A 25,359-nucleotide genomic window follows, 5' to 3' on the forward strand; every position below is an offset into this window, starting at 1 on the left:
AAACAATCAGTTATGACTCTTATTAAACCCCTTAAAGAGCGAGCCAGAGGTTTCCTTTCAGCCTTCTGTCTGGCGTTATTTAGCATCGCTTTGTTGTCCTCCTGTAATAAAAATGATGACGACTTTGAAGAACCGGGCACCTCTACGTTACGAGTTGTGCATGCCATGCCCGGTACCAGCTCTGTAAGTTTCTACTTGAACAGGCAGCAGGTAGCAGGCCTTTTGTATTCGCAAAGTACGCCCTATTTTGCAGTGTACTCAGGCAATAATGAAGTACATATTACTACCGGCGGGACACAAAATGTGCTTGCTACAGGTGGCATTGGCTTGAAACAGGATAGTACCTATTCATTCTTTATCACTACCGTCTCTGCTACAAATGACAGTACTTCTGCCATCATCATCCGCGATGATCTTACGGCTCCTTCAACAGGAAAGGCCAAAGTTCGCTTCGTGCATTTAATTCAGAATGCTCCGGCACTTGATTTGGCTACCCAGGGAGGAAATGCTCTTTTTACAAATAGAAGTTTCAGATCTCATACGCAGTTCGTGGAGGTAAATCCAGGAACCGTAACATTTCAAATTAAGGATGCGGGAACAAACAACGTGAGAGCTTCTTCCGCTCAGCCGGTTAATATTCAGGCGGGGAAAATATATACGGTATGGGCTGAAGGCAACGTGAATGGAACCGATAATTATGCGCAGGGCGTCCAGGTAATGGAAAATTAAAGTATTAATAAAAATAGAAGTATCAGAACTATCACTGATATTTCTATTTTTGGCAATTAAAAATAATTGCCTTGGAAATAATCAAAGCCCTGATAGATTTTATTCTTCATATCGATCAACATCTGGTTGAGATAGTTAGTGAATATAAAACCTGGACCTACCTCATTCTTTTTCTCATCATTTTTGCTGAAACAGGGTTTGTGGTAACGCCATTTCTTCCTGGTGATTCCTTGCTTTTTGCTGCCGGTGCAATTGTTGCCAAGCCGGAAAGTGACCTCAATATCTGGCTGATGTGTCTGCTTCTGATAGTAGCTGCCATCCTCGGAGATATGGTCAACTACATGATTGGTGACTATATCGGTCCCCGGGCTTTTAGCGGCAAGTATAAGTTTTTGAAAAAAGAATACCTGGAAAAAACGCAGGCCTTTTACGATAAGCACGGCGGTAAAACAATTATTTATGCCCGCTTTATTCCCATTATCCGAACTTTCGCGCCATTTGTAGCAGGTGTGGGTACCATGAGTTACTCCAAGTTTGCGTCCTTCAATGTAATTGGAGGTGTTGTGTGGGTGGTCAGCTTCTTGTTCATTGGTTATTTCTTTGGCGGCTTGCCCATCATTAAACAGAATTTCACCTATGTGATTTTTGCTATTATCTTCTTGTCATTATTGCCACCAATTATCGAGATTGTAAAAAGTAAACTTAAAAAAGCGGAATAGTTTAGTGTTCGGGTCGTCCCAGCGGTTTTCCCTCAAGAAACAACTTTTCCTCTTTCTCAAGATGCTCTTTATCCGCTGCAGAAGTAGGAAGGTTACGCAGGTTCTTCAATTCAGGCTGACCTGCATCTACCCAGGCAGAGTACCAGTAGCTGCCTACTGAAAGGACTGAAGCACGCATCTGCTGTTCAACCAGTCCCTTAAGTGCTTTGTGGTAAGCCTGTGAATATGCAAGAGAATGTTGCTTAACTATTTTCCCGTTTCGATCTCGAAACGCATATTTCTTGTCTGATGGAAAACTACGGTTTAGTCGGGCTTCAATGAGCAGAACAGAATCTTTATAACTGAAACTAGTCTTGACAATTCTCCAAGCTTCCTTCAATGGGTTCTCAATATATCTTGCTCTACCGACAAAAAAGTCGTAGTCGTTGAAAAACTGCTCCGGTAATTCACTCTCCCAGAACGCATGGATGCCGTGCTGGTTACTAAGCTGACCATTGTAGTTTTGTGTGGTATGAAGAGGAACGTGCGCATCGGAAATATAGTGGCCGAGGTCAGCCGAGTAACGAAGTATCCTTAGAGAGTCTTTCTCCTGGAAAGCTTTCACCAGCGAATAGTAAGTCTTTTGAATCTGCCAGGGGACGGTCCCGTGTGCTTTTACCGAATCTTCCGAAAACTTGGCGACAGCATCATTCCATTTTTGGGGAATACTATCAAAAGGGGCCTTACCGTAATGGTCCGCGTCAAGAAAGTGTCGTGCGGCCTCCTCCGGGTCCGCATATCTTCTTTTGTCGGGATCCACGGCGTGCTCCGTAATAAAATCAATATGCGCTTTATAGAATTTGATCATTCCGGATGGCAGCGTAAAAACCGCCAGGCGGTTGATCTTCTGATGAGCAAAAAATCCCCAGGAGCCAAAAAGCAGCGCCGATAGGATTAGCAGGCTTAGGAGCAAGAACTTTTTCGACATATAAGGTTTAAAAGAAGAAGCTGTAAGTTAAGTCATTATCGTCAATATTACTTTAAAATATTTTACAATTAGTATTTGATATTTAAAGATATCGGCATATATTTGCAGTCCTAAAATAAGTACGGAAAAAAAGCTTACAAATGGCAAATCATAAATCAGCGATTAAGAGAATCAGAGCGAATGCAGCTAAACGTTTACGTAACCGCTACCAGGCAAAAACTACACGTAACGCAATAAAGAAATTACGTAGCACTACTTCAAAGGCGGAAGCAACTCCACTTTTAACTAAAGTTGTATCTATGCTTGATCGCTTGGCTAAGAAGAATGTAATCCACAAAAATAAAGCGTCTAACAATAAATCTAAATTGACTAGATTCGTTAACGGTTTACAATAAGATATTTTACTATTAGTAGGAGAGGGATTCTTTTGGAGTCCCTTTTTTGTTTTTATAAAGGTTTTCATAGCTTTAAGTATGGAAACCTACAACCACCAAAAAATCACAATTAAATCCTGGGCCGAGGAGGATCGGCCGCGGGAAAAGCTGCTTTCCCAGGGCAGAAGAAGTTTATCAGACGCGGAGCTTATTGCCATATTAATTGGTTCAGGCAATCGTGAAGAAACAGCAGTGGAGTTAAGCCGGCGAATTTTATATTCTTTTGATAACGATCTGGATAAACTTGGACGCTTGTCTGTTAACGAGCTTTCCAAATTTAAAGGGATAGGAGAGGCAAAGGCGATTACAATTATGGCAGCTCTTGAGCTGGGCAGAAGGAGGCGGGAAAGCGAAAAGCCTCAATTATCAAAAATTACAGGCAGCCGGGATATCTATCAGCTTCTGAACCGCTACTTTTCAGATCTCAATCACGAAGAGTTTTGGATTCTGCTCCTGAACCGGGCCAACGGTGTCCTATCTCGTCACCTCATTAGCAAAGGAGGGCAGTCGGGGACTATTGCCGATCCCAAAATTATCTTCAAGTCAGCGCTCGAGAATAATGCGGCATCCATCATTCTTGCTCATAATCACCCTTCCGGGAATTTGAAGCCGAGTCAGGCGGATATATCACTTACCAGAAAGTTAAGAGAGGCCGGGAGTTTTCTCGACATCGCGGTGCTCGATCATTTGATCTTCACCAATAGCTCCTATTTCAGCTTCGCGGATGAAGGGCTTTTGTAATTGCTGTCCGGAACGCCTGTCTTATCAGTGTCGCTTTCCCATTAGGCGGCAAAGTATAAACTGTCAACTGTAAACTATTGGCCTTTTTCCTATCTTTGCCGCTCATTAGTTTGAACACGAATGAAAATATCATATAACTGGCTAACTCAGTTCATAAATACAGATAAAACACCTGAGGAAATCTCGCAAATATTAACGGACATTGGTCTGGAAGTGGAGAGCCTGGAGCAGGTGCAGACTATTCCCGGCGGACTAGAGGGCTTAGTTATCGGGTACGTGAAGGACTGCGTTCAGCATCCCAATGCAGACAGATTAAGAGTTACAAAAGTAGATGTAGGCGCAGGTGAGGACTTGCAGGTGGTTTGCGGAGCACCGAATGTGGCCACCGGCCAGAAAGTGATTGTGGCTACGGTAGGCACTACGGTACATACTAACTCAGGTGAGCCTTTCAAAATCAATAAGTCCAAAATCAGAGGCGAAGTATCCGAAGGGATGATTTGTGCAGAGGATGAAATTGGTTTGGGCGAATCTCATGCAGGTATCATGGTGTTGGCTGACGACGCTCCGGTAGGAACTCCTGCAAAAGCATACTTTCAGATAAAAGACGATTATCTCTTTGAAATCGGGTTAACCCCGAACAGAGCAGATGCAGCTTCTCATTTGGGTGTCGCCAGAGACCTTGCAGCCTACCTGCGAACTTCTATTACGCTGCCTGATGTTTTCAGCTTCGAGGTGGAAAATCGGGACCTGGAAATTCCTGTTATAGTCGAGAACGAACAGGCTTGTCCGCGATATACTTCTGTTACCATTTCAGGCGTAGAGGTGAAAGAGTCGCCGGACTGGTTGAAAGATAAGCTGAATGTGATTGGCGTGCGCACCATTAATAATGTGGTGGATGTTACCAATTACGTGCTCCACGAGCTGGGACAACCGCTACATGCTTTTGACGCGAACGAAATTGCCGGAGGAAAGGTGCTTGTTAAAAACGTTGCCGAAGGGTCTTTGTTCACTACACTAGATGAAGTAGAGCGCAAACTTTCGGCGGAAGATTTGATGATTTGCAGCACGGAAGCACCGATGTGCATCGCAGGTGTTTTTGGTGGTGTTTCATCAGGAGTAAAAGCTTCAACAACAAGCGTGTTTTTGGAGAGCGCCTATTTTAACCCTGTCTCAGTTCGTAAAACCTCCAAACGGCACGGTTTAAAAACGGATGCTTCTTTTCGTTTTGAGAGAGGAACAGATCCGGAGATTACGGTGTTGGCTTTAAAAAGAGCGGCTTTGCTGATAAAAGAGGTAGCTGGTGGCAATATATCTTCAGATATAGCGGATTTTTATCCATCTCCAATTCCTGCTTTCCGAGTATCGGTAGCTTACGCCAGCGTAAACAGATTAATCGGAGAAGCTATTCCGGCAGATACGGTGAAAGAGATCGTAACTTCTTTAGGGATAACAATTCTGCAGGAAACTGCGGAGGGGCTGGAGCTGGAAGTGCCAACCTATAAGGTGGACGTCACTCGGGAAGTAGATGTGATTGAAGAGATTTTAAGGATCTATGGATACAATAATATCGCTATCCCTTCTCAAATTCGCGCCTCCCTCAATTTCGCCGTTAAACCGGACAAAGAAGTGGTGATGAATCAGGTGGCCGATATGCTTTCAGCTAATGGCTTTTCCGAAATTTTGTCCAATTCGCTAACGAAATCTTCGTACACTGAGAATACAGAAACCGCTGTTAAAATCCTTAACCCTTTGAGCGGGGACTTGGACACGATGCGTCAAAGCATGCTGTTTTCCGGTTTGGAGGCGATTGCCTATAACCAGAACCGACGCAATCCGGACTTGAAATTGTATGAGTTTGGGAAGGTGTATGAGCAACTGGAGAGCGGGTATAAAGAAAGTCAACGCCTCGCGGTTTTTCTAACAGGCCGTAAAGCGGGACAGCAATGGAACCATACAAATGCAACTTCGTCCTTTTATGATTTAAAAGCTGCCGTAGATGCAATCGTTCGCCGTTTAAATATCCATGGTCTTAGCCAGGATAGCTTTGATAGCAAGGATTTTCAGCAGGCGCAGCAATATAAAAAAGGGGAGAAAGTCCTGGTTTACTTCGGTATTGTTGCTAAAACTGTCTTGAAGAAGTTTGATATCGAAAAGGAAGTTTATTACGCTGATTTCGACTGGGATGGAATATTGAAGGCAATTAAGAAGAACAAAATCACCTATCAGGAGGTTGCTAAAATCCCTGCAGTCCGTCGGGATTTGTCGATGCTCATTGACAGACAGGTTACCTTCAACCAGTTGAAGCAACTAGCATTGAAAAGCGAGAAGAATCTCCTGAAAGATGTTAATGTGTTCGACGTGTACGAAGGAGAAAAGCTGGCCGCTGAGAAAAAATCTTACGCCCTTAGCTTCCTGTTGCAGGATGAAGAGAAAACGCTAACAGACAAGCAGATAGATGCGGTAATGACTAAATTAATTGCTATTTTCGAAAAGGAACTAGGAGCAGAGGTTAGGAAATAATATCGCAACAATTGATTACAAAGGCTGAAAGAACTAGCCTTAATTCATCTAATTAATTTTTGCTTCATTTTAAGATATGTCGGTAGCTGGCCAATTAGATAACGTACTGAATAAAACTCGTCAATTGATCGAGTTGTGCAACGCTTTGCAGGAAGAGAACGACTTGTTGAAGCTTGAGAATCAGTCGCTACAAGTAGCTTTTGATACCAGCAAATCAAAAATTGCAGACCTTGAAGAAAAATTAAGGGCTTTGAAACTAGCGCGCTCTTTAGAGCAAATAGCCGTTCCGAAAGATGGTTCGAGTGAAAAAGCACTTGACATGAAGCAAAAAATTAGCGAATTTGTGCGGGAAATAGATAAGTGCATAGTGTTACTGAAAAAGTAACACGTTGTGAAACAAAAGCTCAAATGGGAGAAATCTCAATAAAAATAAATATAGCTGACCGCGTTTATCCCCTGAAGGTGAACATGGACGAGGAAGAGGTGATTCGCAAGGCAGCTAAGCTGATAAATGATCGCATAAAAGAATATCAGGACAATTATGCGGTTAGAGATAAACAAGACCTGCTTTCGATGTGTGTGTTGCATTACGCCACAGCTACGCTGAAGGCAGAAAAACGAATGGTTGACGAGGATACACAGGTGGCGGATAAAGTTTATCAGTTAGATCAGTTACTAGAGGGATTTTTTTCGAAATAATATATCGTTCTTTATATAAGCTTAGAGCGCTAAAGGTTTAACCGCAGTTAACTTTTAGGTTTCACTATTTTATAAAACTTAACGCTTCAATATCAGCAGAGTTAAATAAATGCAAATCATCTGGCAACGTCCACCTGATTATGATTAAAACTCAAATCATGTTTGCTGAAGTTTTAAAATACATGGGACCTGAATTTTAACTGCGGTTTTTTTATTTAAGAGAAATATATGGATATAGTACTTTACATTTTTTTAGGATTAGTGATAGGGGTAGCGATTGGGAGGTACCTGCTGCAACGGGTGCTGAAAAATCAGGAGATCGCTGCTCAAAATAAGGTAAAAAAGATTTTGAAAGACGCGGAAAATAACGCGGAGATCTTAAAGAAAAACAAACTGCTGGAAGCGAAGGAGAAATTCCTTCAGATGAAAGCCGAGCATGAGCAGGAGGTTAATAACCGGAATAATAGTCTCAATCAGCGCGAGAACTCTCTGAAACAGAAAGAACAGTCCTTGAATCAGCGGATGGAGAATGTGAACCGGAAAGAACAGGAGCTTGACAATCAACGCAAAAACCTGGAAAAGCAGCTGGAGCTTACGCAGAAAAAGCAGGAAGAAGTAGAGTCGCTGAAGAACCAGCACATCACACAACTCGAAACTATAGCTGGGCTGTCTGCTGAAGAAGCTAAAAATCAGCTGGTACATTCCCTAACGGAAGAGGCTAGAAGTAAAGCCATGATCCAGATTAAGGACATTGTAGACGAAGCTAAACTAACCGCTAACAAAGAGGCTAAAAAAGTCGTAATTCAAACGATCCAGCGTACTGCTACAGAAGCGGCTATCGAGAATACAGTCTCGATCTTCAATATTGAGAATGATGAGATTAAGGGCCGCGTGATTGGAAGGGAAGGAAGAAATATCCGTGCACTGGAGGCAGCTACAGGGGTCGAAATTATAGTAGACGATACACCTGAGGCGATCATTCTCTCCGGCTTTGATCCGGTAAGACGCGAAATTGCACGTCTGGCGCTTCACCGCCTTGTTACCGACGGTCGGATCCACCCGGCCCGTATCGAAGAAGTGGTAGCCAAAACCAAAAAGCAAATTGAAGACGAGATCGTCGAGATTGGTGAACGCACGGTCATTGATTTAGGTATTCACGGACTGCATCCTGAGTTGATTAGAATGGTGGGAAGAATGCGTTACCGTTCTTCCTATGGACAAAACTTGCTGCAACACTCGCGGGAGGTAGCTAATTTCTGTGCTACTATGGCTTCAGAACTAGGCTTAAACGTGAAACTAGCGAAACGTGCAGGATTGCTTCATGATATTGGTAAAGTACCAGATGACAATCCAGAGCTGCCACACGCCATTTTGGGAATGCAGTTAGCGGAGAAGTATAAAGAACATCCTGAGGTGTGCAACGCAATCGGCGCCCACCACGACGAAATCGAGATGACCTCTTTGATCTCTCCAATAGTGCAGGCTTGTGACGCCATTTCAGGCGCTCGTCCGGGTGCTCGCCGTGAGGTAGTGGAAAGCTACATCAAGCGGTTGAAGGAACTGGAGGAACTTGCGTTATCGTATCCAGGCGTAGAGAAAACTTTTGCTATCCAGGCAGGTCGCGAGCTGCGTGTGGTGGTAGAGAGTGAACGTGTAACCGATGCGCAAGCTGAAATTCTCGCTACCGATATTTCAAACCGCATACAAACAGAGATGACCTATCCAGGACAAATCAAGGTGACGGTAATAAGAGAAACCCGTTCGGTTTCTTACGCAAAATAGTCTTTTGCCAAAACTCAATATAATCCCTTCCGGATCTATCCGGGAGGGTATTTTTATTTTATGAAGAAGCCCACAGAACTACGAAAAGTCGATCAGCTTTTCGCGAAATATTCAGAATCGCATCAGAATCCTACCAACAAGGCTATTCATTGGTTTTGCGTTCCGCTTATCGTGTTTAGTCTCCTTGGTCTGGTATGGGCAATACCCTTTCCTCAGCTTGAGTTCTTAGGAAGGTATAACGGATACGTGAACTGGGCTTCGTTCCTTCTCGCATTTTCGATTTATTATTACTATAAGCTTTCTCCGGTCTTGTCTTACGGCATGCTCTTAATGGTGTTTGTGTTTTCTGCAGCGATAGTTACCCTGGAGAAGAAACACCGGCTCGAAGGCTGGCCGGAGATGTGGCAAGTATGCCTGGTTATATTTATTCTGGCATGGATAGGGCAATTCATCGGGCATAAGGTAGAAGGGAAGAAACCTTCTTTTCTGGACGACCTGAAATTTTTATTGATCGGACCAATCTGGCTACTCCATTTCTTGTTTAAGAAGGCAGGCATTCGCTACTAATTCATTTCTTGGCAGCGTATTTGTACAGGTGTAATATCTAATAGATTACGCTATGGAAAATAAGAAAAATATAATGGCAGCGATCTTGTCTGCTATCATACCGGGACTTGGACAAATTATAAAAGCTCAATACGTAAAAGGTCTGCTGATCATCGTTGTCGGTAGCACAATAGGGTTTATGTTAGCCTTCACAATCATTGTTCCCTTCCTGATATGGGCTTGGAACGTGTACGATGCTTACACATCTGACATGGACATTGTCAATACAAAAAGTAAAAGGGTTGGGGTATAACCTCCTCCCTTTTTTGTGTTCTTAATATTATCTTAACAAAACCCTCACCTATCCTTAATTAACTTCTAACATACACCTAACACTGGGGTAATACTTTTGCGATGAACAAATAAAGCAAAAGTGAAAAATAATCTAATTTTCAGAATCTTAGGTCTCATGATCTTCTTTGGGTTAATAACCCTTGAGATTTTCGGTCAGGCAACAGGCAAGATTGCGGGGAAAGTAACGGACCAGAAAACGGGAGAAGCCTTAATCGGTGTAACTGTAAAGGTGAAAGAGTTGGCCAAGGGCATTGCAACCGATGTTGAAGGTCGCTACCTTCTTTCCGGACTAGCCACCGGAACTTATACATTGCAGTTTTCATACATTGGTTTTCCTACGAAGAACGTTTCGGACGTTGCAGTAAAATCGGGAACGGTGACGAATCTAGATGTTGTGATGGAGGAGTCTGAAGGCACTCAGCTACAGCAAGTAGTAATTAACGTTTCAGCGCGCCAAGAGTCCATCTCAGGATTGTACGCGCAGCAAAAGAATGCTGTTAGTGTGTCAAGTGGGATTGTTGCGGAACAAATTAGAAGGTCTCCGGATCGAAATACATCAGAAGTGTTGCGGCGGGTAAGTGGAGCGAGTATTCAGGATGGCAAGTTTGTGATCGTAAGAGGGTTGTCGGACCGGTACAATACGGCACTTATCAACAACGCTATCTTACCAAGTAGTGAGCCGGACAGAAAAGCATTTTCTTTTGATATTATTCCATCGAACCTGATAGATCGGATCGTAATTAATAAAACAGCTAGCCCTGATCTTCCCGGGGACTTTTCCGGCGGCCTAACTCAGGTCTTTACAAAAGATGTTCCTGATCGAAACTACTTGGGTATTGCTATTACAAGTGGTTATAATACCCAGTCAACTTTTAATGACTTCCGTTCAAATGGTCGCAATTCAAGAGATTTTTTAGGCTTTGATGACGGTACCCGTAGCATTCCAGAAGGGTTTCCAACTTCGAGGCGCGAGTATAACGGTTTAAGCGAGGGGCAACGAGCTCAGTATTCTAGGTTATTCCAAAACCCTTACGGAGTGCAAACGTCGGTAGCTAAGCCCGTTCAAAGTTACCAGTTGAATCTGGGGAATGTTAAGCGGCTTAAAAACGATGGGACTTTCGGCTCTATAGTATCACTGTCTTACCGAAATTCCCAAAATATCCAAAATGCATCTCGTGAAACTTTTGATGGTCTAGATACTTACTACTCATACAATGATGACCTCTACAGATATAGTACAACGTGGGGAGTCCTGGGTAACTTTAGTTATAAAAACGACAGGACAAAGATTTCCTTGAAGAACCTATACAACCAGACTTTTGACGATAATTATATTGATAGGTCTGGCTTCAATCAGAATAATAATAATATCATTTATAGTGGGTCAGATTTGACACAAAAAAGTCTACTGAATTCGCAGTTGGAGGGAGAACACCGTTTGGGCTCGAAAAATCTTCGACTGGAATGGAATCTAAACTACTCTTTGTTAAAAAGAGAGCAGCCAGATTTACGTAACATCATGTATGGCATCAATTCTGAGGGACAACGCTCGCTGGTAGATAGCTATACTCGTCGTCTGTTTTCTGATCTGGATGAAAATATCTTAGGAGGAAGTACCGCGTTTACGATGCCTTTTCAGTTTCTGGGAAATAAGAGCAGTTTCAAGGCAGGCTTCATGAAGCAAATGAGAACGCGTGAGTTCTCTTCGAGAACCTTCCTTTATACCCCAGCTTCCGGTCAGACAGATCCAGAGAAAAGGTCGTTGCCTATGGAGACTATTTTCAATCCGGAGAATATTAGTGTTGATGGGTTCATCCTAGACGAGATTACAAACAATTCGGATAGTTACGATGCATTAACAGATCTTAATGCGGCTTATGTAATGTTAGACAATCAGCTATCCGAGAAGTTGAGACTAGTTTGGGGAGTAAGGGCTGAAAGTTACTACCAGAATGTTGACGCGTTACTTAATGCTGGCTCTTATGTAGACGGGGAACAAACCTTCTTTAATTTGCTTCCGTCTTTCAATATGAGTTATGCTTTGAATGACAAAGCTAATCTAAGACTATCAGGATCGAAAACGGTATCCAGGCCAGAATTGAGAGAACTTGCACCTTTTGCTTTTTATAATCAGGAAGAGAATACCCAGATAACTGGTAATCCCAATCTGAAGCTAAGCGATAACACCAATCTGGATTTGCGATATGAGCTCTATCCAAATGCAGGAGAAGCGCTGACAGCCAGTGCTTTCTATAAAAACTTTCAGAATCCAATTGAGCAGGTAGTGGGAGGCGGAGGTAACTACGGGAATCTTCCGTTTGGATATGCAAATGCGAAGAGCGCCTATTCGTACGGGGTAGAGTTTGAAGTAAGGAAAAGAATGAGTTTCCTGGCTGCCGCACTAGAAAATTTCACAGCTTCGGCAAACGTGACATTTATTAAATCACAAGTGGATATAGGACAAGCTGGTCAGGCTAAGCGGTCGCTTCAGGGACAGTCACCTTATCTTTTAAACGCCGGACTGCAATATGCTGCTCCTAAATCTCAAATTATAGTAAATGCTTTGTATAACCGAATCGGCTCCAGAATCTGGCGCGTAGGTAATTCAACTGCAGGTATTCCAGACTTCTATGAGAACGGAAGAGACGTGTTGGATTTGCAATTTGCAAAACGAATTTTGAGAAACAGAGCAGAGTTGAGGCTGAATGTAGGAGATGTATTTAATCAAAGTCAGGTGTTTTACCAGAATTTCGGTTCCGGGAACAAGAAGTATAATGCCAACGACGATATTGAGTTCTTCAAATACAAGTCAGGAACCACCTTTACCCTTGGTTTGACTTATGATTTCAGTTTTGCCAATTAACATTCACTTAATGTTATTCGTTCAATTTGTTAATCTGAATTTAATCTTACAGTAATTTCCCAATCCGTCCTTTGTATCAAATTAAACAAGTATGAAAAAGTTAAATTATCTATTATTTGCACTTTCCACTCTCTTCGTTTTCTCTTCTTGTAGAGATAAAGATGATCCAGAACCTATTGTTCATGCTCCTGAAACAATCCCCAATAATATTACTACTAATATGACATTGACCTCCGATAGGACATGGGTTTTGTATGGAGAAACGCACGTTAAATCCGGAGCTGTACTGACAATTCAACCTGGAACAGTTATAAAGAGCGACATTACTCAAAAAGGGTCACTTGTAATTGACAAGGGAGCTAGAATTGAAGCTGTAGGAACGGCGACTCAACCGATCGTATTTACTTCAGGAAGACCTGCAGGAAATAGATTGCCTGGTGATTGGGGTGGACTAGTAATCATCGGAAGAGCACCAACTAACAGAACTTCTGTTGGTCCTGTAGAAGGTGGTGTTGCTGGCGAATACGGTTTAGATAATATTCCTAATGATAATTCAGGAACCTTGAAATATGTTCGTGTTGAGTATGCTGGAGTTTCTGTGGCACAGGGTTCAGAGGTAAACGCAATCAGTTTTTACGCTGTAGGTTCAGGTACTACGCTAGATCACGTGCAAGTATCTTATGCTAAAGATGACGCGTTTGAGTTTTTCGGAGGTACAGTGAACGGTAAACATCTTATCTCATACGGAACTTCTGACGATGACTTTGATTTCGATAACGGCTACACCGGAAAGCTTCAATTTGGTATAGTATTGAGAAGACCAGAGTTGGCAGATCCTAACGATCAAGGTAATGGTATCGAAGCAGACAACGAGTCAACTGTTCCTGCAACAGGACCATCACAACCAAATACTCGTTTTGTAATGTCGAACTTCACTATATTAGGATCAAATGGTGCGGCAGGCGAACACGAGAGACAATGGTATGCAATGCGTTTAAGAAGAGCAGTACAATTCTCGATTACAAATTCAGTTATTGCAGGATTTAAAGAGGGTGGAATGGTATTAGAGTCATCTCACACTGCTACTGCTTATAATAACGGAACTTCAGTCTTCAGAAATAACGTTATTACAGCACTTAAGCAAACTTACTTCGCTGGTGACGCTGCTGCAACTGGAATTCTTTCATCAGCGGCTCTTCAGACAAAGGCTGAAGCTGACGGAAATGCCACACTGGCAAACGCCGCAGCATTAAATCTTGTTGCTCCGTTTAATTTAACAGCACCGAATTTCCGCCCGCAAACTGGTTCTCCAGCTCTACAAGGTACCTGGGTTGCTCCGGATAACTCTGGTTTCTTTACTCAGGTAAATTACAGGGGCGCTGTTAGCGCAAATGATACTTGGTTGGATAACTGGACCAACTTCAATCCAGGTAATACTACTTATTAGTCTAAACAGACAAAATAAAAATCCCGCCCTGCTTCAGGCGGGATTTTTTGTTATATCAATTTTCTGCTATTCTGCTGTATCACGAAACCTGTTTATGCCGTACCTATAAAAAATCGTCACCTATGAAACTACCTATTATCCTTTGAACTCTTTGCATTATGCGCTGCTGCAAGGACAAAGCCGACACCTTTATCAATTCAGACAACCTCACGGAATGTCCCACAGGTACTCAGTGTCATTACATGTTTTCTGAACTTGCTGATTGGAATGCATCTTTCCAACCCGTGCCGGGGCAGTACAGAGTTTTCAAGGCCTCCCTTGTAAAATCTATTAGTGCAGGCGAGATCGCATCGCAACTACTTATTAAAGGCCAATGCAGGGAACCTCTTTTTCGTTCGCAGATAAAGAAGTTAAAACGAATGTGAATTTTAAAACCATCTGCACGGTCTGCAATACCTTTGACCTGAAACCTTTATCAGGAAGTGTGAAGGGATTGAATACAGACCCACAGAAACCGGCTGATCAGACCAAATGGCTTTTGGATATACATGTGGTACTCGGGACGGTCGATACAGAAGTTCCTGTAGATACCATTCTCCTCAAACAGTATTTCTATCCCAATTTCATCTACAACTAAGCTAGCTTACAAGTCCACCTTCACAAACTTTAGGTCCTTTGATTGCTCCCGATCAAACCTTATCCAGTTGTCGCGCTCCCGCTGACTAGTCTCATAGCTAGCGGTGTAGGGATAAGTGCGAGCGATTTCATCGGAGGGTATAGACGGGTTCCGTAAATGCATCAGGCCATCTTCTATCTGGAAGTCCGGATTATTTAAGATAGCGATCAGCTGGTCTTCGTTCACCTGCTCCCGCAGGTTACCTATAAGGCAATTGAAGAATTCATGCTGCAGGTCTTCTGCGGCATATTCATCGGCGTAAGCCGGTACCGGGAAGGAGTCTGTGTAATAAACTTCGTTGCCGCTGCGGAGGTAGTAAAAGGTGTAATAGGCAGGTTCGGAGACGAAGAAGCAAGATGGAGATTTCGTTTCCGATATTTTATTGACTGGTTTTTTGGCCGCTACCGGCTTTCTTGAACTGGCCGCAGTCTTTCCCGGAGAAACTTTGGCTACTACCCGGGAGCTGTTCGATTTGGAGGTTTGCGTTTTTGCTACCGGCCTGGCCGTGATTTTTCCCTCGGTAACTGCATCGGTCAGTTTGTTCATCTGCGTAAGCGTATTGATTTTGCTGCTCAGATTAATATTGGCCTGAGGCCGATACTTGACGTTCAGCTTCGTCCTTCCCGCCGTCGGAGTGGACAAGGGGACGATCGTTCGCTGCCCTGCCTTCAGTAACTTCCACGATGCGTCGCCCTGCTTGTAACTGAAGGGATGCTGGTCGGAAGCTTTTATAGAAATGTACTTCCCCTTAGGAGAGGCTTTCCCCGAAGCATCACACACAAAAGCGATGACACCTCCCTGCAGGTACAATACGGGATTGACATAATGACTTACATGCACGATACTAGTCCGCTCCTGCCCGTAAACAAAAACAGTTATAACCACCAGGAGAATGGTAATATACGTTTTCATAGAAAGTTGAATTATTGCATTAAAAACTCCGTAGCTCACACATCGCACAAAACTCGTTTTCGAAGGATGACGGTTCAGGATAAAAGGAGTAAATAAGGAATTTGTTTCCGTTAATTTGAAATTAAGGAGCCTGAAACTTGTTAAAGCTTAAATGAAGTTATGGCTTTGAACAGCCTGCATATTCTACGAGGCTACCCCGAAAGTGCTGCTTACCTGCAGCATTCCCTTTGGTACTTTTTATATTGACAGGCATATTGAAAGAGGCTGCAGCTTTTGAGCTAAAGGCAAGAAGAGGCGTAATTGTTCGTGATTCAACGTGTCGGGCTCTTATGGAAAAGGTTCAAGCCTACGGTTGCTCAGTCCTCAAGTTCAAACCGGATAGCTACAGTCTGTTCGGCTACAACTGGCCTGCTGCTACGCACGAATGGATACCAGTTCTTTGAAAGTTTCATCACACGCAAGGCTTCTTCATCGCATCCATATCCAATGCCGTCAAGGACAACGAAATTACTTAGAGAGCCATTCTTTGCGATCCTGAATCCGATCTTTACCGTTCCCTCAATGTTTTTTTCTATCGCTTTGTTTGGATACCGAAGGTTTGCCTCAATAAACTTTTTGAAAGCCTCTTCGCCGCCGGGATAACCTGCATTGACGGTGACTGGAGGGCAGCCACAGTTGACGAATTCAGCCGGACGATAAATGGTAAATGCGGGAACAAGCTTCGTCTGTATCCGTTTCGCTTCAATTCCAGCTGCGACGTCTTGCGATGCAGCGGTAGGAATTTGGATGGTGATGAAGCGGCTACCCTTGTTCTGGTACTGGATCGTATAGTTTCCATAGGGCGCCAGGCTTATTGTATCATGATGATGTGCACCACGGATCTCAAACCGACCCAAGCTGTCGGTAAGAGCGCCAAGATAACACTGCCCGTACCTCAGGTCGGCTGATTCTGATCGCAGACTAATAAACGGAACCGGTGCCCCGTTCATATCGACCACGACTCCTTTTAAATGAATCGTATCCCTTTTGATCACTTCTAGAGGTACATCCTCCTGCGCCTGGCTATAAAAGGGAAGAAAAGAGAGGTAGCTAAAGAACAAGGTCAGGACTTTCATACACAAATGTGATGAACTTTTCTGTTGATTTTCACAGTTGGCATCAACAAAGGTCTAAAATAATCCGCAATGCCAGCTTCAGGTCGCTTCACAATAGAATCCCCGATCCGCCCTTAAAAAAAACCTGCTCAATCGCAAATTCCCTCCGCAAGACTTACCTTTACATCTCCACATGAAGATCTATTTCATCAGCGGACTAGGTGCTGATCGGCGAGCGTTCCAGCGAATTCAATTGCCGGCAGGTTTTGATGCTGTGCATGTCGAGTGGCAGCCGGTAAGGGGAGGGGAAGGTATAGAGGAGTATGCTGCGATGCTTGCAAGTCAGATAGATCCAAAAGAACCCTTTATACTTGCGGGACTGTCTTTCGGCGGGATCATGGCGGTGGAGATCTGTAAGTTCTTAGCTCCGGTAAAGCTTCTTCTCTTTTCGACAGTTAGAACCCGTGATCAGCTACCTTACTCCTATCGTTTAGCAGGCTACCTGCAGCTTCACCGATTATTGCCCCGACAGCTCCTTCCTTTTAGTTTACCTTATCTCTATTGGTTCTTTGGTCCCTTGAATGCGGAAGGAAAATTGCTCGTTGCCTCTTTCCTAAGGAATACAGATTATACCTATTTAAAATGGGCACTAGGACAGATAAGCAGATGGAAGAACACGAGCTTGTTAGACAATACCATTCACATCCACGGAGAAATAGACAGGGCCTTCCCCTGCCGTCTGGTAGCGGCGGATTACGTGATACCAGCGGCTGGTCACTTTTGTGTGTTCACTCATGCAGGAGCAGTAAACGCAATTCTAAAGGCTGAGCTCGAGCCGCTTTTGATCTAGGTTCACTTTTTCACCGACAAAAAATCACCGTTCACCGACTTTTCCCTTTTCTCTGCCTAAATGGTGTTGTAACGGCTTCTTTCTTATCCTACATTTGATTAAAATTAAACTGCATGGATAACACACATTTTGAGAAGCGGCGGGGGAAAGGAAAAAAGTGGATAGGAATTATATTTCTGTTGCTGGGAACCATCATGTTATCCCGCTCGCTGGGGCTTTTTATTCCCGACTGGCTAATCAGTTGGCCAACGGCACTTATCGCGATCGGTTTTTTCACGGGTAGCCGTCATCAGTTTCGTAACCCCGCCTCCTATATTTTAATTATTATCGGATCTATCTTTCTGCTCGACAGGATGATTCCTTATATCGATTTGGGCGATTTCGTATTTCCGCTAATCATCATGGGTCTGGGACTTTACCTGCTCACGGGAAGGAACCGTCGTGCTGCAGACCTTCATCGCCGACAGCACATTGCTGAGCCAGTGGATTGGGACAGACGCGTAAATCCGGAGGATGCAACCGGCGCCCATACGCCACCTGTAGAGCCTGTTAATCCTACCTATGAAGACTATCTTGATACCGTATCTATTTTTGGCGGGGTAAAAAAGACCATCGTATCCAAAAATTTCCGGGGAGGAGAGATTGTGACGGTGATGGGTGGTGCGGAGATCAATTTAAGTCAGGCGGATATCATCACGCCGACGGTAACTTTAGATGTGACCCAGGTGTTTGGGGGTACAAAAATTATCATTCCGCCGCATTGGAAAGTGTCCTCGGACCTGGTGGCCGTGTTCGGCGGAATTGAAGATAAACGCCAGCTGATGACCGGCATCACCCCTTCCGATGAAAAGCACCTGATCATCAAAGGAACTTCGATTTTTGGAGGAATAGACATTCGTAGCTTCTGATCTGCTAGACATGGGCTTACCGCTTTTATCATCAACCCGGGTTTTAACCTTTCTATTAACCTCCTGGCTAATATGGATCGGTTTGCATGCAGCCACCCTTTACTGGCTCGGCTTTAGCCTGGAAGAGTCTGCACTTGATGCGGCAGCAAGTAACGTGCTCTTTGTGCTGTCCTCGCTGATAGTAAGCAACACATTAAGATACTACCAACCCGGAAGGGGCAAATATTTCTACATCGTGGTGTGGTGTATCTTACTGGCTGCCTTATCGGTGTTTCTCTACCGTTTGTTAGTAATCAACTACTTTTCAGCGAATGCTGTCTACCTGAATATCGTAGAGAAGACCCTGGTGGTTCGTTTTTGTATCGGATTTCTCCTGATCAGCGGAATGGGTTTGCTCAGTGTGCTATGGTACACGCAGCAGGATTACAAGGAAAATCAGCGGCGCAAGGCGGATGCAGAGCGTTTAGCCCGGGAGGCCGAGCTGTACAACTTACGTCAGCAGTTGCAGCCGCACTTCCTTTTCAATAGTTTAAATTCCATTAGTGCTTTAATAGGCCGCCGGCCGGAGGAGGCCAGAACAATGATCTATCAGCTTTCTGACTTTCTGCGTGGTACCCTGCGTAAGGAGGAGAACGAGTTTGTGAGTCTGGAAGAGGAGCTTAGGCACCTTCAGCTGTACCTGGATATCGAGCGGGTGCGTTTCGGGCACCGCTTAAAAACGGAGATAAGCAAAGAGGAATCCTGTGATGCCTTGATCCTGCCCGCCATGCTTTTGCAACCTATTGTAGAGAACGCCATTAAGTTTGGATTGTATGATACCACCGGAGAAGTAATTATCACCGTGACTGCGGCCTGTGTTCAAAATTACCTGGTGCTCACCATCAAAAATCCTTACGACCCTCATACCGCCCGCCCTAAAAGTGGAACCGGTTTTGGCTTAAGTGGGATAAAAAGACGACTTTACTTATTATTTGCTCGTACGGATCTCATTGAAACCACAGGAGAAAATAATACTTTTACAACTACAGTAAAAATACCCCAGAATGATAAGGGCAATATTAATTGATGACGAACCGCTGGCCAGAGAAGTAGTAAAGGAATATTTGGAGGAATTTCCAGAAATTGAAGTGGTAGGAGAGTGCAATGATGGATTTGAAGGAGTGAAAGCGGTCGGCCAGCATCAGCCCGATCTGATCTTCCTGGATATCCAGATGCCCAAAATTACCGGCTTTGAGATGCTCGAACTGCTGGATAACCGTCCCGCAGTGATCTTCACCTCCGCCTTCGATGAGTTTGCCATCAAAGCGTTTGAAGCGCATGCTGTTGATTACCTGCTGAAGCCTTTCGCCAAAGACCGGTTCAAAAAGGCTGTAGAAAAGTTTCTGGAGCATAAAAATCTGGCGGAAGCCAAACAACAGGTACAGGCCATGCTGGAAACAACGGCAGCACCGCAGGGAAGCAACGAGCGGATCGTGGTGAAGTCGGGCAGCTCAATTAAAATCATTCCTGCCTCCGAAGTGCGCTATCTGGAGGCCTATGACGACTACGTGAAAATTCACACCGCAGAGGGAACCTATCTGAAGAACAAAACCATGACTTTCTTCGAAAGCTCGCTGGATGAGAAGCAATTTGTGCGGGTGCACCGCTCGTTCATCGTGCAGGTTCCGCAAATCACCGGACTGGTTCCTTACGAGAAAGATTCTTACAAGGTCGTACTCAAATCGGGCGAAAGCCTGCCGGTAAGTAAAACGGGCTACGGCAAGCTGAAACAGTTGCTGCAAATCTAGAAGTCCACGAATTGACGGATCTGCTGACTAGTAAATTTGAGGGTGTCCTCCTTAAAAAAGTTTCCGGTTTCATCCAGCTCTTTATTGATGTAGGGGATGTGTATCCGCAGTGGAAGCACGTGCATGTTGATGTAGTGACAAACCCCCGTGAAGTGGTCGAGGCCCCTGATGTTTCCGTATTTGCCCGTGGAAACACCCACCAGGGCAGCCTTTTTTCCGGAAAAGCTCTCGGGGAATTTGCAGGTATCGATGAAGAGTTTCAGGATCCCCGGAAAGCTCCCATTGTACTCGGGGATGACGAATAAGAATTTGGAGGTAGCACTCACCAGCTCCTGTACCGGCTCCCAGCTCGCCAGCTTATGTTTTTCGTACATCTCCGGATGAATAATGCCCTCCGGCAAATTGGCAAGCGAAAGTATTCCCGCCTCCATTCCCAGCTCTTTTAATTTCCTCTGGTAATATTCTGCCACCTTCAACGTATAACTATCAGGGCGGTTGGTACTTGCAATTATTGTAGTCATTACTGTGGATAATATGTGTAAAACCAGCTAGCAGCGCTCAGTTTAAATTGTTTAAAGTTCGTATCTTAGGCGATTGTTTTGTAAAGCGCTAAGGTCGGCAAAATTAGTATTTTAATCGTGCTAAATGCAGCCTGAGGCTTAGAGAGTATACAATCCGTAAATTTAGGATAAGGAATGAGTAAGATTATCGCGTTAGCTAATCAAAAGGGCGGAGTAGGGAAGACCACGTCATCAATTAACCTGGCAGCCAGCTTAGCAGTACTAGAGTTTCGTACGCTACTGGTAGATGCAGATCCACAGGCCAATTCAACATCAGGAATCGGCTTTGATCCGCGCGCAATAAAGGCGAGTATTTATGAGTGTATCATCAATGATGTGGATCCACGGGATGCAATACAACCAACAGAAACACCTAACCTGGACCTGCTACCTGCTCATATTGATCTGGTAGGTGCGGAGATAGAGATGATCAATCTGACTGACCGGGAGTATAAAATGCGGGCGGTGCTGGATAAAGTGAAGGATGACTACGATTTCATTATCATTGATTGCTCCCCTTCATTAGGGTTGATTACGATCAACGCTTTAACGGCGGCGAATTCGGTAATCATCCCGGTGCAATGCGAATATTTTGCATTGGAGGGCCTAGGTAAACTGTTAAATACAATTAAGATTGTACAAAGCCGTTTAAATACGGATCTGGAGATAGAAGGTATTTTGCTGACGATGTACGACGTACGTCTGCGTTTGTCGAACCAGGTAGTAGAAGAAGTGAAAACTCATTTCCAGGATCTGGTTTTTGAAACAATTATACAAAGAAACACCCGATTGAGTGAGGCACCCAGCTTTGGTGTGTCGGTAATTATGCACGACGCGAACTGTAAAGGCTCCATCAACTATTTAAACCTGGCAAGAGAAATTATCCGTAAGAACGGTTTGGTAAAAGAAGAATCAAGAAAACACGAAACAGTTAATTCATGACGAATCAAAGAAAGACAGGATTAGGAAAAGGATTAAGTGCGCTGTTAAATGATTCTGAATCAGTTCAAACTGCGTCGAAGCCACAACCGAGTCGCAACGGAAGTGAGAGTGTTTCTCCCGGGAATATAAGTTTCATCAAGGTAGCAGAAGTAGAGGTAAACCCCTTTCAGCCACGTACAGAATTCGATCCGGAAGCTTTAAGAGAGCTTTCAGAATCCATTAAGCTGCAGGGCCTGATTCAGCCTATCACGGTAAGAAAGGCCGGAGCAAATGCTTATCAGCTAATTTCCGGAGAGCGACGTCTTCGGGCTTCCAAACTTGCTGGAATTACTGAAATACCCGCTTATATCCGGACGGCCAACGACCAGCAGATGCTGGAGATGGCACTCATCGAGAATATTCAGCGTGAAAATCTGAACTCGATCGAGGTAGCGTTAAGCTTCCAGCGGATGATTGACGAGTGCAACCTGAAGCAGGAAGAGCTGGGAGACCGGGTGAGCAAGAACCGCTCTACGGTTACAAATTATTTACGTTTATTAAAACTTCCTCCGGCTATACAAGCTTCTATCAGGGATAATCAAATTTCCATGGGACATGCTAAGGCGATCCTGGGAGTAGAGGATGTTGATAAGCAATTATATGTTCATGATCAGATTATCCGGGAAGGGTTATCCGTTAGGAAAGCCGAGGAGCTTGTCAGGGAAATCAATCAGGCAGGGACGAAGAAAGCTCCTACAGCAAAAGAGGAGGCTATCTCTTTTCAATATCAGAAGATTCAGGATGACCTTGCTTCAAAGTTTGCCACCCGTGTAAAATTGAAAGTACAAGGTAAGGGTAAAGGAGCAATTGAAATACCATTTGTTTCTGAGGATGACCTGAGCCGTATCCTTGAATTATTAGATTGGTAAATGAATTTTAGGACGACTTTTCTGTTGCTGAGTTTTTTATTGCTGGCTGTATCTGCCTTTCCACAGACGGATACGAGCGCTGTAAAAAGAGATTCGGCAGCGGTTCGTCCTACACAACCCCGTACACGTTCGGCTGCTACCGATACCGTATCTAACCTGCGGCGAGCAGAAACGGCGGAAAGAAATCCACCTGTAGTAAAAGATTCAGCCAGGTTAGTGCTGGAGCGCCTTCCGCGGCAAGCGGCCCTAAGTTCTGCCATCATCCCCGGCTGGGGACAGATCCGCAATGGACGTTGGTGGAAAGTTCCATTTATCTATGGAGGTATTGTGGGGCTGGTGTTGACGGCTGAATGGGAGCAAAGGCACTACAAAGAGATCCTGCACGAGATTCAATATTACCAGGAAAACGGTGGTAAATTTGATCCCGAAGGTCTTTTTGCAGGACGGACTGATATCTCTGACCAAAACTTAATTCCTTTTAAAGACTATTACCGTCGTAACCGGGATCTCAGTATTTTGGGAATAGCCGCCGTTTATGCGATCAATATTATTGATGCCTACGTAGACGCCAAGTTCTTTCGGTTCGATGTGAGTGACGACCTTGCTATAAAAATACAACCCTCGTTACAGCCTCAATTATCACACGCTTATAGCGCGCCGGTTCCGGCCATAAAAATCAAAATATCATTATGAAAATAGCCCTTCTTGGTTATGGCAAAATGGGCCGTATCATCGAGCAGTTTGCTGTAGATCGCGGTCATGAGATAGTTCTGAAAATTGACGAAAGTAATTTAGCAGAGAAAACTTCTGAAAATCTGCAGAAGGCGGATGTCGCCATTGATTTCAGCACCCCACATTCGGCCCTTGGAAATATTGAAAGTTGCTTCGCCGCAGAGGTCCCGCTGGTAATGGGAACTACCGGCTGGTACGACAGCATAGACGAGATAAAAGGTAAGTGCGAGGCCGGTAACAATTCATTTTTGTACGCATCTAATTTCAGCGTTGGAGTAAACGTTTTTTTCTTTGTCAACAAGGTGTTGGCTAAGATTATGAATCGTTACCCCCAATACGATGTACAGGTGGAAGAAATTCATCATACTCAGAAGCTCGATTCTCCAAGCGGGACTGCAATCACCATTGCAGAAGGAATTCTGGAAGGCGTGAAGAGCAAAAAAGAGTGGGTGAACGAATTGGTGGGTGGCCCTGAAGAAGTAGTCGCGAAACCAGATCAGCTGCTTATCGAATCTCACCGTATAGAAGCAGTACCGGGCACACACACCGTTATTTATAGTTCAGAAGTCGATGACATTGAGTTTAAGCACACTGCACATAGCCGGGCTGGTTTTGCCTTAGGAGCTGTGCTTGCGGCAGAATGGCTGCAGGGTAAAAAGGGCTTCTATTCGGTAACCGACATGTTTGATTTTAATATTTAATATTTATGGAACTTGGCTCGATATTAATTGCCATACTTTTTATAGTTGCTTATTTAGCGGGGCTTTGGAAACTGTTTGAAAAAGCAGGTCGGCCAGGCTGGGAAGCACTTATTCCTATTTATAATACGTACGTTATCGTAAAGCTTACCGGACGTCCCCTGTGGTGGTTTTTTTTGATGCTGATCCCTGTGATCGGATTTATTGTGGCAATCGGCATTATGGTTGATTTTGCTAAAAGCTATGGTAAGTATACATTTTGGCAGCATGTGGGTGCTGTTGTGTTACCTTTTATTGCCTTCCCAATTTGGGGATTCGATAAGGAAACACGGTACCTGGGACAGTCGGCCACAGAAGAATTCAAAGAGAAGTATCCCTACAAAAAATCAACTACCAGGGAGTGGGCCGACGCCATTGTTTTTGCGGTAGTCGCTGCAACACTAATCAGAAGTTTTTTGTTGGAAGCCTATACCATTCCGACCGGCTCTATGGAGAAATCCCTGCTGATCGGTGACTTCCTTTTTGTAAGCAAAGTGAATTATGGTCCCCGCGTGCCGATGACGCCTGTGGCGTTTCCCTTTGCGCACCATACGATGCCAATCATCGGTACTAAGGCCTATTGGGAAGGCATCAAACTGGACTACTACCGTTTGCCAGGTTTGGAGCCGATTGAGCGCAATGATGTGGTTGTGTTCAACTATCCTATGGACGCGGATGAACCCTTTAACAGGCCGGTGGACAAGCGGGAGAACTATATTAAAAGATGTTTAGCAATTGGCGGCGATACGCTTCGTATTATTAATGCGCAGGTATATGTTAATGGCCAGCCGGCAGAAAAACCGGAGTTTGCCCAAAAATTATACTATGTGAAGTCGGACGGAACAGATTTTAATCTGGACAAGCTCCGAGAAATGAATATCGACGTTCACCATTCTACTGCTGACGAGTACTATTTCAACATGACGAGCCAGGAGGCAGAAGAGGTAAAGTCCTGGCCCATCGTGAAAGAAGTTCGTCAACGCAACCAGGAAGAATTATTTTACGATCCGGAAATTTTCCCTCATAACCCCAACTTCAAGTGGAACGCCGACAGCTTCGGTCCTGTTATTGTTCCGGCCAAAGGCTGGACTGTTAAGCTGGATAGTACCACAATCCCATTGTACCGCAGAGCAATTGAAGTGTACGAAGGAAATAAAGTGGAGCAGAGTGGGGCACAATTGATGATTAACGGAAAGGTAGCGAACTCTTACACCTTCAAACAGAACTATTACTGGATGATGGGAGATAATCGTGATAATTCCCTTGACTCTCGTTTCTGGGGATTTGTACCCGAAGATCATATCGTGGGGAAGGCACTGTTTATCTGGATGAGCTGGGATACCAACGGAGAATTCTTAGGGAAAATTCGTTGGAACAGACTGTTCAAGGGGATACATTGATGTCTGCCAAACGCTAAATGAAAAAGGCCCGGAATAAGGATTTATTTCGGGC

26 protein-coding genes are annotated in these 25,359 nt (G+C 44.2%); 22 read left to right on the top strand and 4 right to left on the bottom strand.

Annotation, left to right across the window (positions count from 1 at the left end; all coding sequences use genetic code 11):
- Window positions 1-12: 12 nt before the first annotated feature.
- Together J4N23_RS12935 and J4N23_RS12940 are read left to right on the top strand one after the other, a co-directional pair.
- Complete coding sequence (locus tag J4N23_RS12935; protein WP_207427868.1) at window positions 13-729, top strand: DUF4397 domain-containing protein; 717 nt, start codon at window positions 13-15, stop codon at window positions 727-729.
- A gap of 71 nt (window positions 730-800) precedes the next feature.
- A complete protein-coding gene (locus J4N23_RS12940; protein ID WP_207427870.1) occupies window positions 801-1,448 on the top strand; it encodes a DedA family protein in 648 nt (215 codons plus the stop codon).
- Between the two features lies 1 nt (window position 1,449).
- Here the strand turns inward: J4N23_RS12940 and J4N23_RS12945 are convergent, their stop codons facing one another.
- Entirely contained in the window at window positions 1,450-2,415 is a 966-nt protein-coding gene (locus J4N23_RS12945; RefSeq protein ID WP_207427871.1) for a zinc dependent phospholipase C family protein, read from the bottom strand.
- Between the two features lie 140 nt (window positions 2,416-2,555).
- On the opposite strand from J4N23_RS12945, the gene rpsT reads away from it, so the two are divergent.
- The 11 genes from rpsT (at window position 2,556) to J4N23_RS13000 (ending at window position 14,438) form a co-directional block, all read left to right on the top strand.
- The gene (rpsT, locus tag J4N23_RS12950; RefSeq protein ID WP_207427873.1) at window positions 2,556-2,810 is read left to right on the top strand and encodes a 30S ribosomal protein S20; all 255 of its coding nucleotides are present in this window, start codon (window positions 2,556-2,558) and stop codon (window positions 2,808-2,810) included.
- A 78-nt stretch (window positions 2,811-2,888) separates the two neighbouring features.
- A complete protein-coding gene (gene radC / locus J4N23_RS12955; RefSeq protein WP_207427875.1) occupies window positions 2,889-3,590 on the top strand; it encodes a DNA repair protein RadC in 702 nt (233 codons plus the stop codon).
- Between the two features lie 120 nt (window positions 3,591-3,710).
- Entirely contained in the window at window positions 3,711-6,110 is a 2,400-nt protein-coding gene (gene pheT / locus J4N23_RS12960; RefSeq protein WP_207427877.1) for a phenylalanine--tRNA ligase subunit beta, read from the top strand.
- Between the two features lie 76 nt (window positions 6,111-6,186).
- Window positions 6,187-6,495, top strand: a complete 309-nt coding sequence (locus tag J4N23_RS12965; RefSeq protein WP_207427879.1) for a hypothetical protein — start codon at window positions 6,187-6,189, stop codon at window positions 6,493-6,495.
- A 23-nt stretch (window positions 6,496-6,518) separates the two neighbouring features.
- Complete coding sequence (locus tag J4N23_RS12970; protein ID WP_207427881.1) at window positions 6,519-6,809, top strand: cell division protein ZapA; 291 nt, start codon at window positions 6,519-6,521, stop codon at window positions 6,807-6,809.
- 228 nt (window positions 6,810-7,037) lie between these two features.
- Complete coding sequence (rny, locus tag J4N23_RS12975) at window positions 7,038-8,591, top strand: ribonuclease Y (RefSeq protein ID WP_207427883.1); 1,554 nt, start codon at window positions 7,038-7,040, stop codon at window positions 8,589-8,591.
- Between the two features lie 60 nt (window positions 8,592-8,651).
- The gene (locus J4N23_RS12980; RefSeq protein ID WP_207427885.1) at window positions 8,652-9,158 is read left to right on the top strand and encodes a DUF962 domain-containing protein; all 507 of its coding nucleotides are present in this window, start codon (window positions 8,652-8,654) and stop codon (window positions 9,156-9,158) included.
- Between the two features lie 52 nt (window positions 9,159-9,210).
- Entirely contained in the window at window positions 9,211-9,450 is a 240-nt protein-coding gene (locus J4N23_RS12985; RefSeq protein ID WP_207427887.1) for a hypothetical protein, read from the top strand.
- A gap of 120 nt (window positions 9,451-9,570) precedes the next feature.
- Window positions 9,571-12,354, top strand: a complete 2,784-nt coding sequence (locus J4N23_RS12990) for a TonB-dependent receptor (RefSeq protein WP_207427889.1) — start codon at window positions 9,571-9,573, stop codon at window positions 12,352-12,354.
- Between the two features lie 91 nt (window positions 12,355-12,445).
- Window positions 12,446-13,801 carry a hypothetical protein gene (locus J4N23_RS12995; protein WP_207427891.1) on the top strand — a complete coding sequence of 452 codons (1,356 nt, stop codon included), beginning with the start codon at window positions 12,446-12,448 and terminating at the stop codon, window positions 13,799-13,801.
- Window positions 13,802-14,174: 373 nt separating this feature from the next.
- Window positions 14,175-14,438 (top strand): hypothetical protein, encoded by a 264-nt coding sequence (locus J4N23_RS13000; RefSeq protein ID WP_207427892.1) that lies wholly within the window; start codon window positions 14,175-14,177, stop codon window positions 14,436-14,438.
- A gap of 6 nt (window positions 14,439-14,444) precedes the next feature.
- Here the strand turns inward: J4N23_RS13000 and J4N23_RS13005 are convergent, their stop codons facing one another.
- Together J4N23_RS13005 and J4N23_RS13010 are read right to left on the bottom strand one after the other, a co-directional pair.
- Window positions 14,445-15,389, bottom strand: a complete 945-nt coding sequence (locus tag J4N23_RS13005) for a hypothetical protein (protein WP_207427893.1) — start codon at window positions 15,387-15,389, stop codon at window positions 14,445-14,447.
- A gap of 356 nt (window positions 15,390-15,745) precedes the next feature.
- Window positions 15,746-16,504 (bottom strand): TonB family protein, encoded by a 759-nt coding sequence (locus tag J4N23_RS13010; protein WP_207427894.1) that lies wholly within the window; start codon window positions 16,502-16,504, stop codon window positions 15,746-15,748.
- Window positions 16,505-16,676: 172 nt separating this feature from the next.
- Between J4N23_RS13010 and J4N23_RS13015 the strand changes: the two genes are divergently transcribed.
- The 4 genes from J4N23_RS13015 to J4N23_RS13030 all read left to right on the top strand — a co-directional run bounded on the left by J4N23_RS13015 (window position 16,677) and on the right by J4N23_RS13030 (window position 20,028).
- Window positions 16,677-17,333, top strand: coding sequence for an alpha/beta hydrolase (locus tag J4N23_RS13015; RefSeq protein WP_207427895.1), 657 nt, complete (start codon window positions 16,677-16,679; stop codon window positions 17,331-17,333).
- Between the two features lie 113 nt (window positions 17,334-17,446).
- On the top strand, window positions 17,447-18,241 hold the full coding sequence (locus J4N23_RS13020) for a LiaI-LiaF-like domain-containing protein (protein ID WP_207427896.1): 795 nt from the start codon (window positions 17,447-17,449) through the stop codon (window positions 18,239-18,241).
- Between the two features lie 10 nt (window positions 18,242-18,251).
- Window positions 18,252-19,307, top strand: coding sequence for a sensor histidine kinase (locus tag J4N23_RS13025; protein ID WP_242689224.1), 1,056 nt, complete (start codon window positions 18,252-18,254; stop codon window positions 19,305-19,307).
- A complete protein-coding gene (locus tag J4N23_RS13030; protein ID WP_207427897.1) occupies window positions 19,285-20,028 on the top strand; it encodes a LytTR family DNA-binding domain-containing protein in 744 nt (247 codons plus the stop codon). The genes J4N23_RS13025 and J4N23_RS13030 overlap by 23 nt, the downstream gene beginning before the upstream one ends.
- Here the strand turns inward: J4N23_RS13030 and J4N23_RS13035 are convergent.
- Window positions 20,025-20,549: an NADPH-dependent FMN reductase gene (locus J4N23_RS13035; protein ID WP_207427899.1), complete on the bottom strand. Its 525-nt coding sequence runs from the start codon at window positions 20,547-20,549 to the stop codon at window positions 20,025-20,027. The two genes, J4N23_RS13030 and J4N23_RS13035, sit on opposite strands and share 4 nt — an antisense overlap.
- Before the next feature lie 174 nt (window positions 20,550-20,723).
- Here J4N23_RS13035 and J4N23_RS13040 point away from each other — a divergent pair, with 174 nt between their 5' ends.
- Genes J4N23_RS13040 through lepB form a run of 5 tightly spaced genes read left to right on the top strand, consistent with a single transcriptional unit; the run spans window position 20,724 to window position 25,307 of the window.
- Entirely contained in the window at window positions 20,724-21,530 is an 807-nt protein-coding gene (locus tag J4N23_RS13040; protein ID WP_207427901.1) for a ParA family protein, read from the top strand.
- The gene (locus J4N23_RS13045) at window positions 21,527-22,438 is read left to right on the top strand and encodes a ParB/RepB/Spo0J family partition protein (RefSeq protein WP_207427903.1); all 912 of its coding nucleotides are present in this window, start codon (window positions 21,527-21,529) and stop codon (window positions 22,436-22,438) included. The genes J4N23_RS13040 and J4N23_RS13045 overlap by 4 nt, the downstream gene beginning before the upstream one ends.
- Window positions 22,439-23,131 carry a DUF5683 domain-containing protein gene (locus tag J4N23_RS13050; RefSeq protein WP_207427904.1) on the top strand — a complete coding sequence of 231 codons (693 nt, stop codon included), beginning with the start codon at window positions 22,439-22,441 and terminating at the stop codon, window positions 23,129-23,131.
- Window positions 23,128-23,871 (top strand): 4-hydroxy-tetrahydrodipicolinate reductase, encoded by a 744-nt coding sequence (gene dapB, locus J4N23_RS13055; RefSeq protein WP_207427905.1) that lies wholly within the window; start codon window positions 23,128-23,130, stop codon window positions 23,869-23,871. The genes J4N23_RS13050 and dapB overlap by 4 nt, the downstream gene beginning before the upstream one ends.
- 5 nt (window positions 23,872-23,876) lie before the next feature.
- Window positions 23,877-25,307: a signal peptidase I gene (gene lepB / locus J4N23_RS13060; protein WP_207427906.1), complete on the top strand. Its 1,431-nt coding sequence runs from the start codon at window positions 23,877-23,879 to the stop codon at window positions 25,305-25,307.
- Window positions 25,308-25,359: the final 52 nt, after the last annotated feature.

The organism is Pedobacter sp. SYSU D00535 (assembly GCF_017355855.1).
Lineage (GTDB): Bacteria > Bacteroidota > Bacteroidia > Sphingobacteriales > Sphingobacteriaceae > Desertivirga.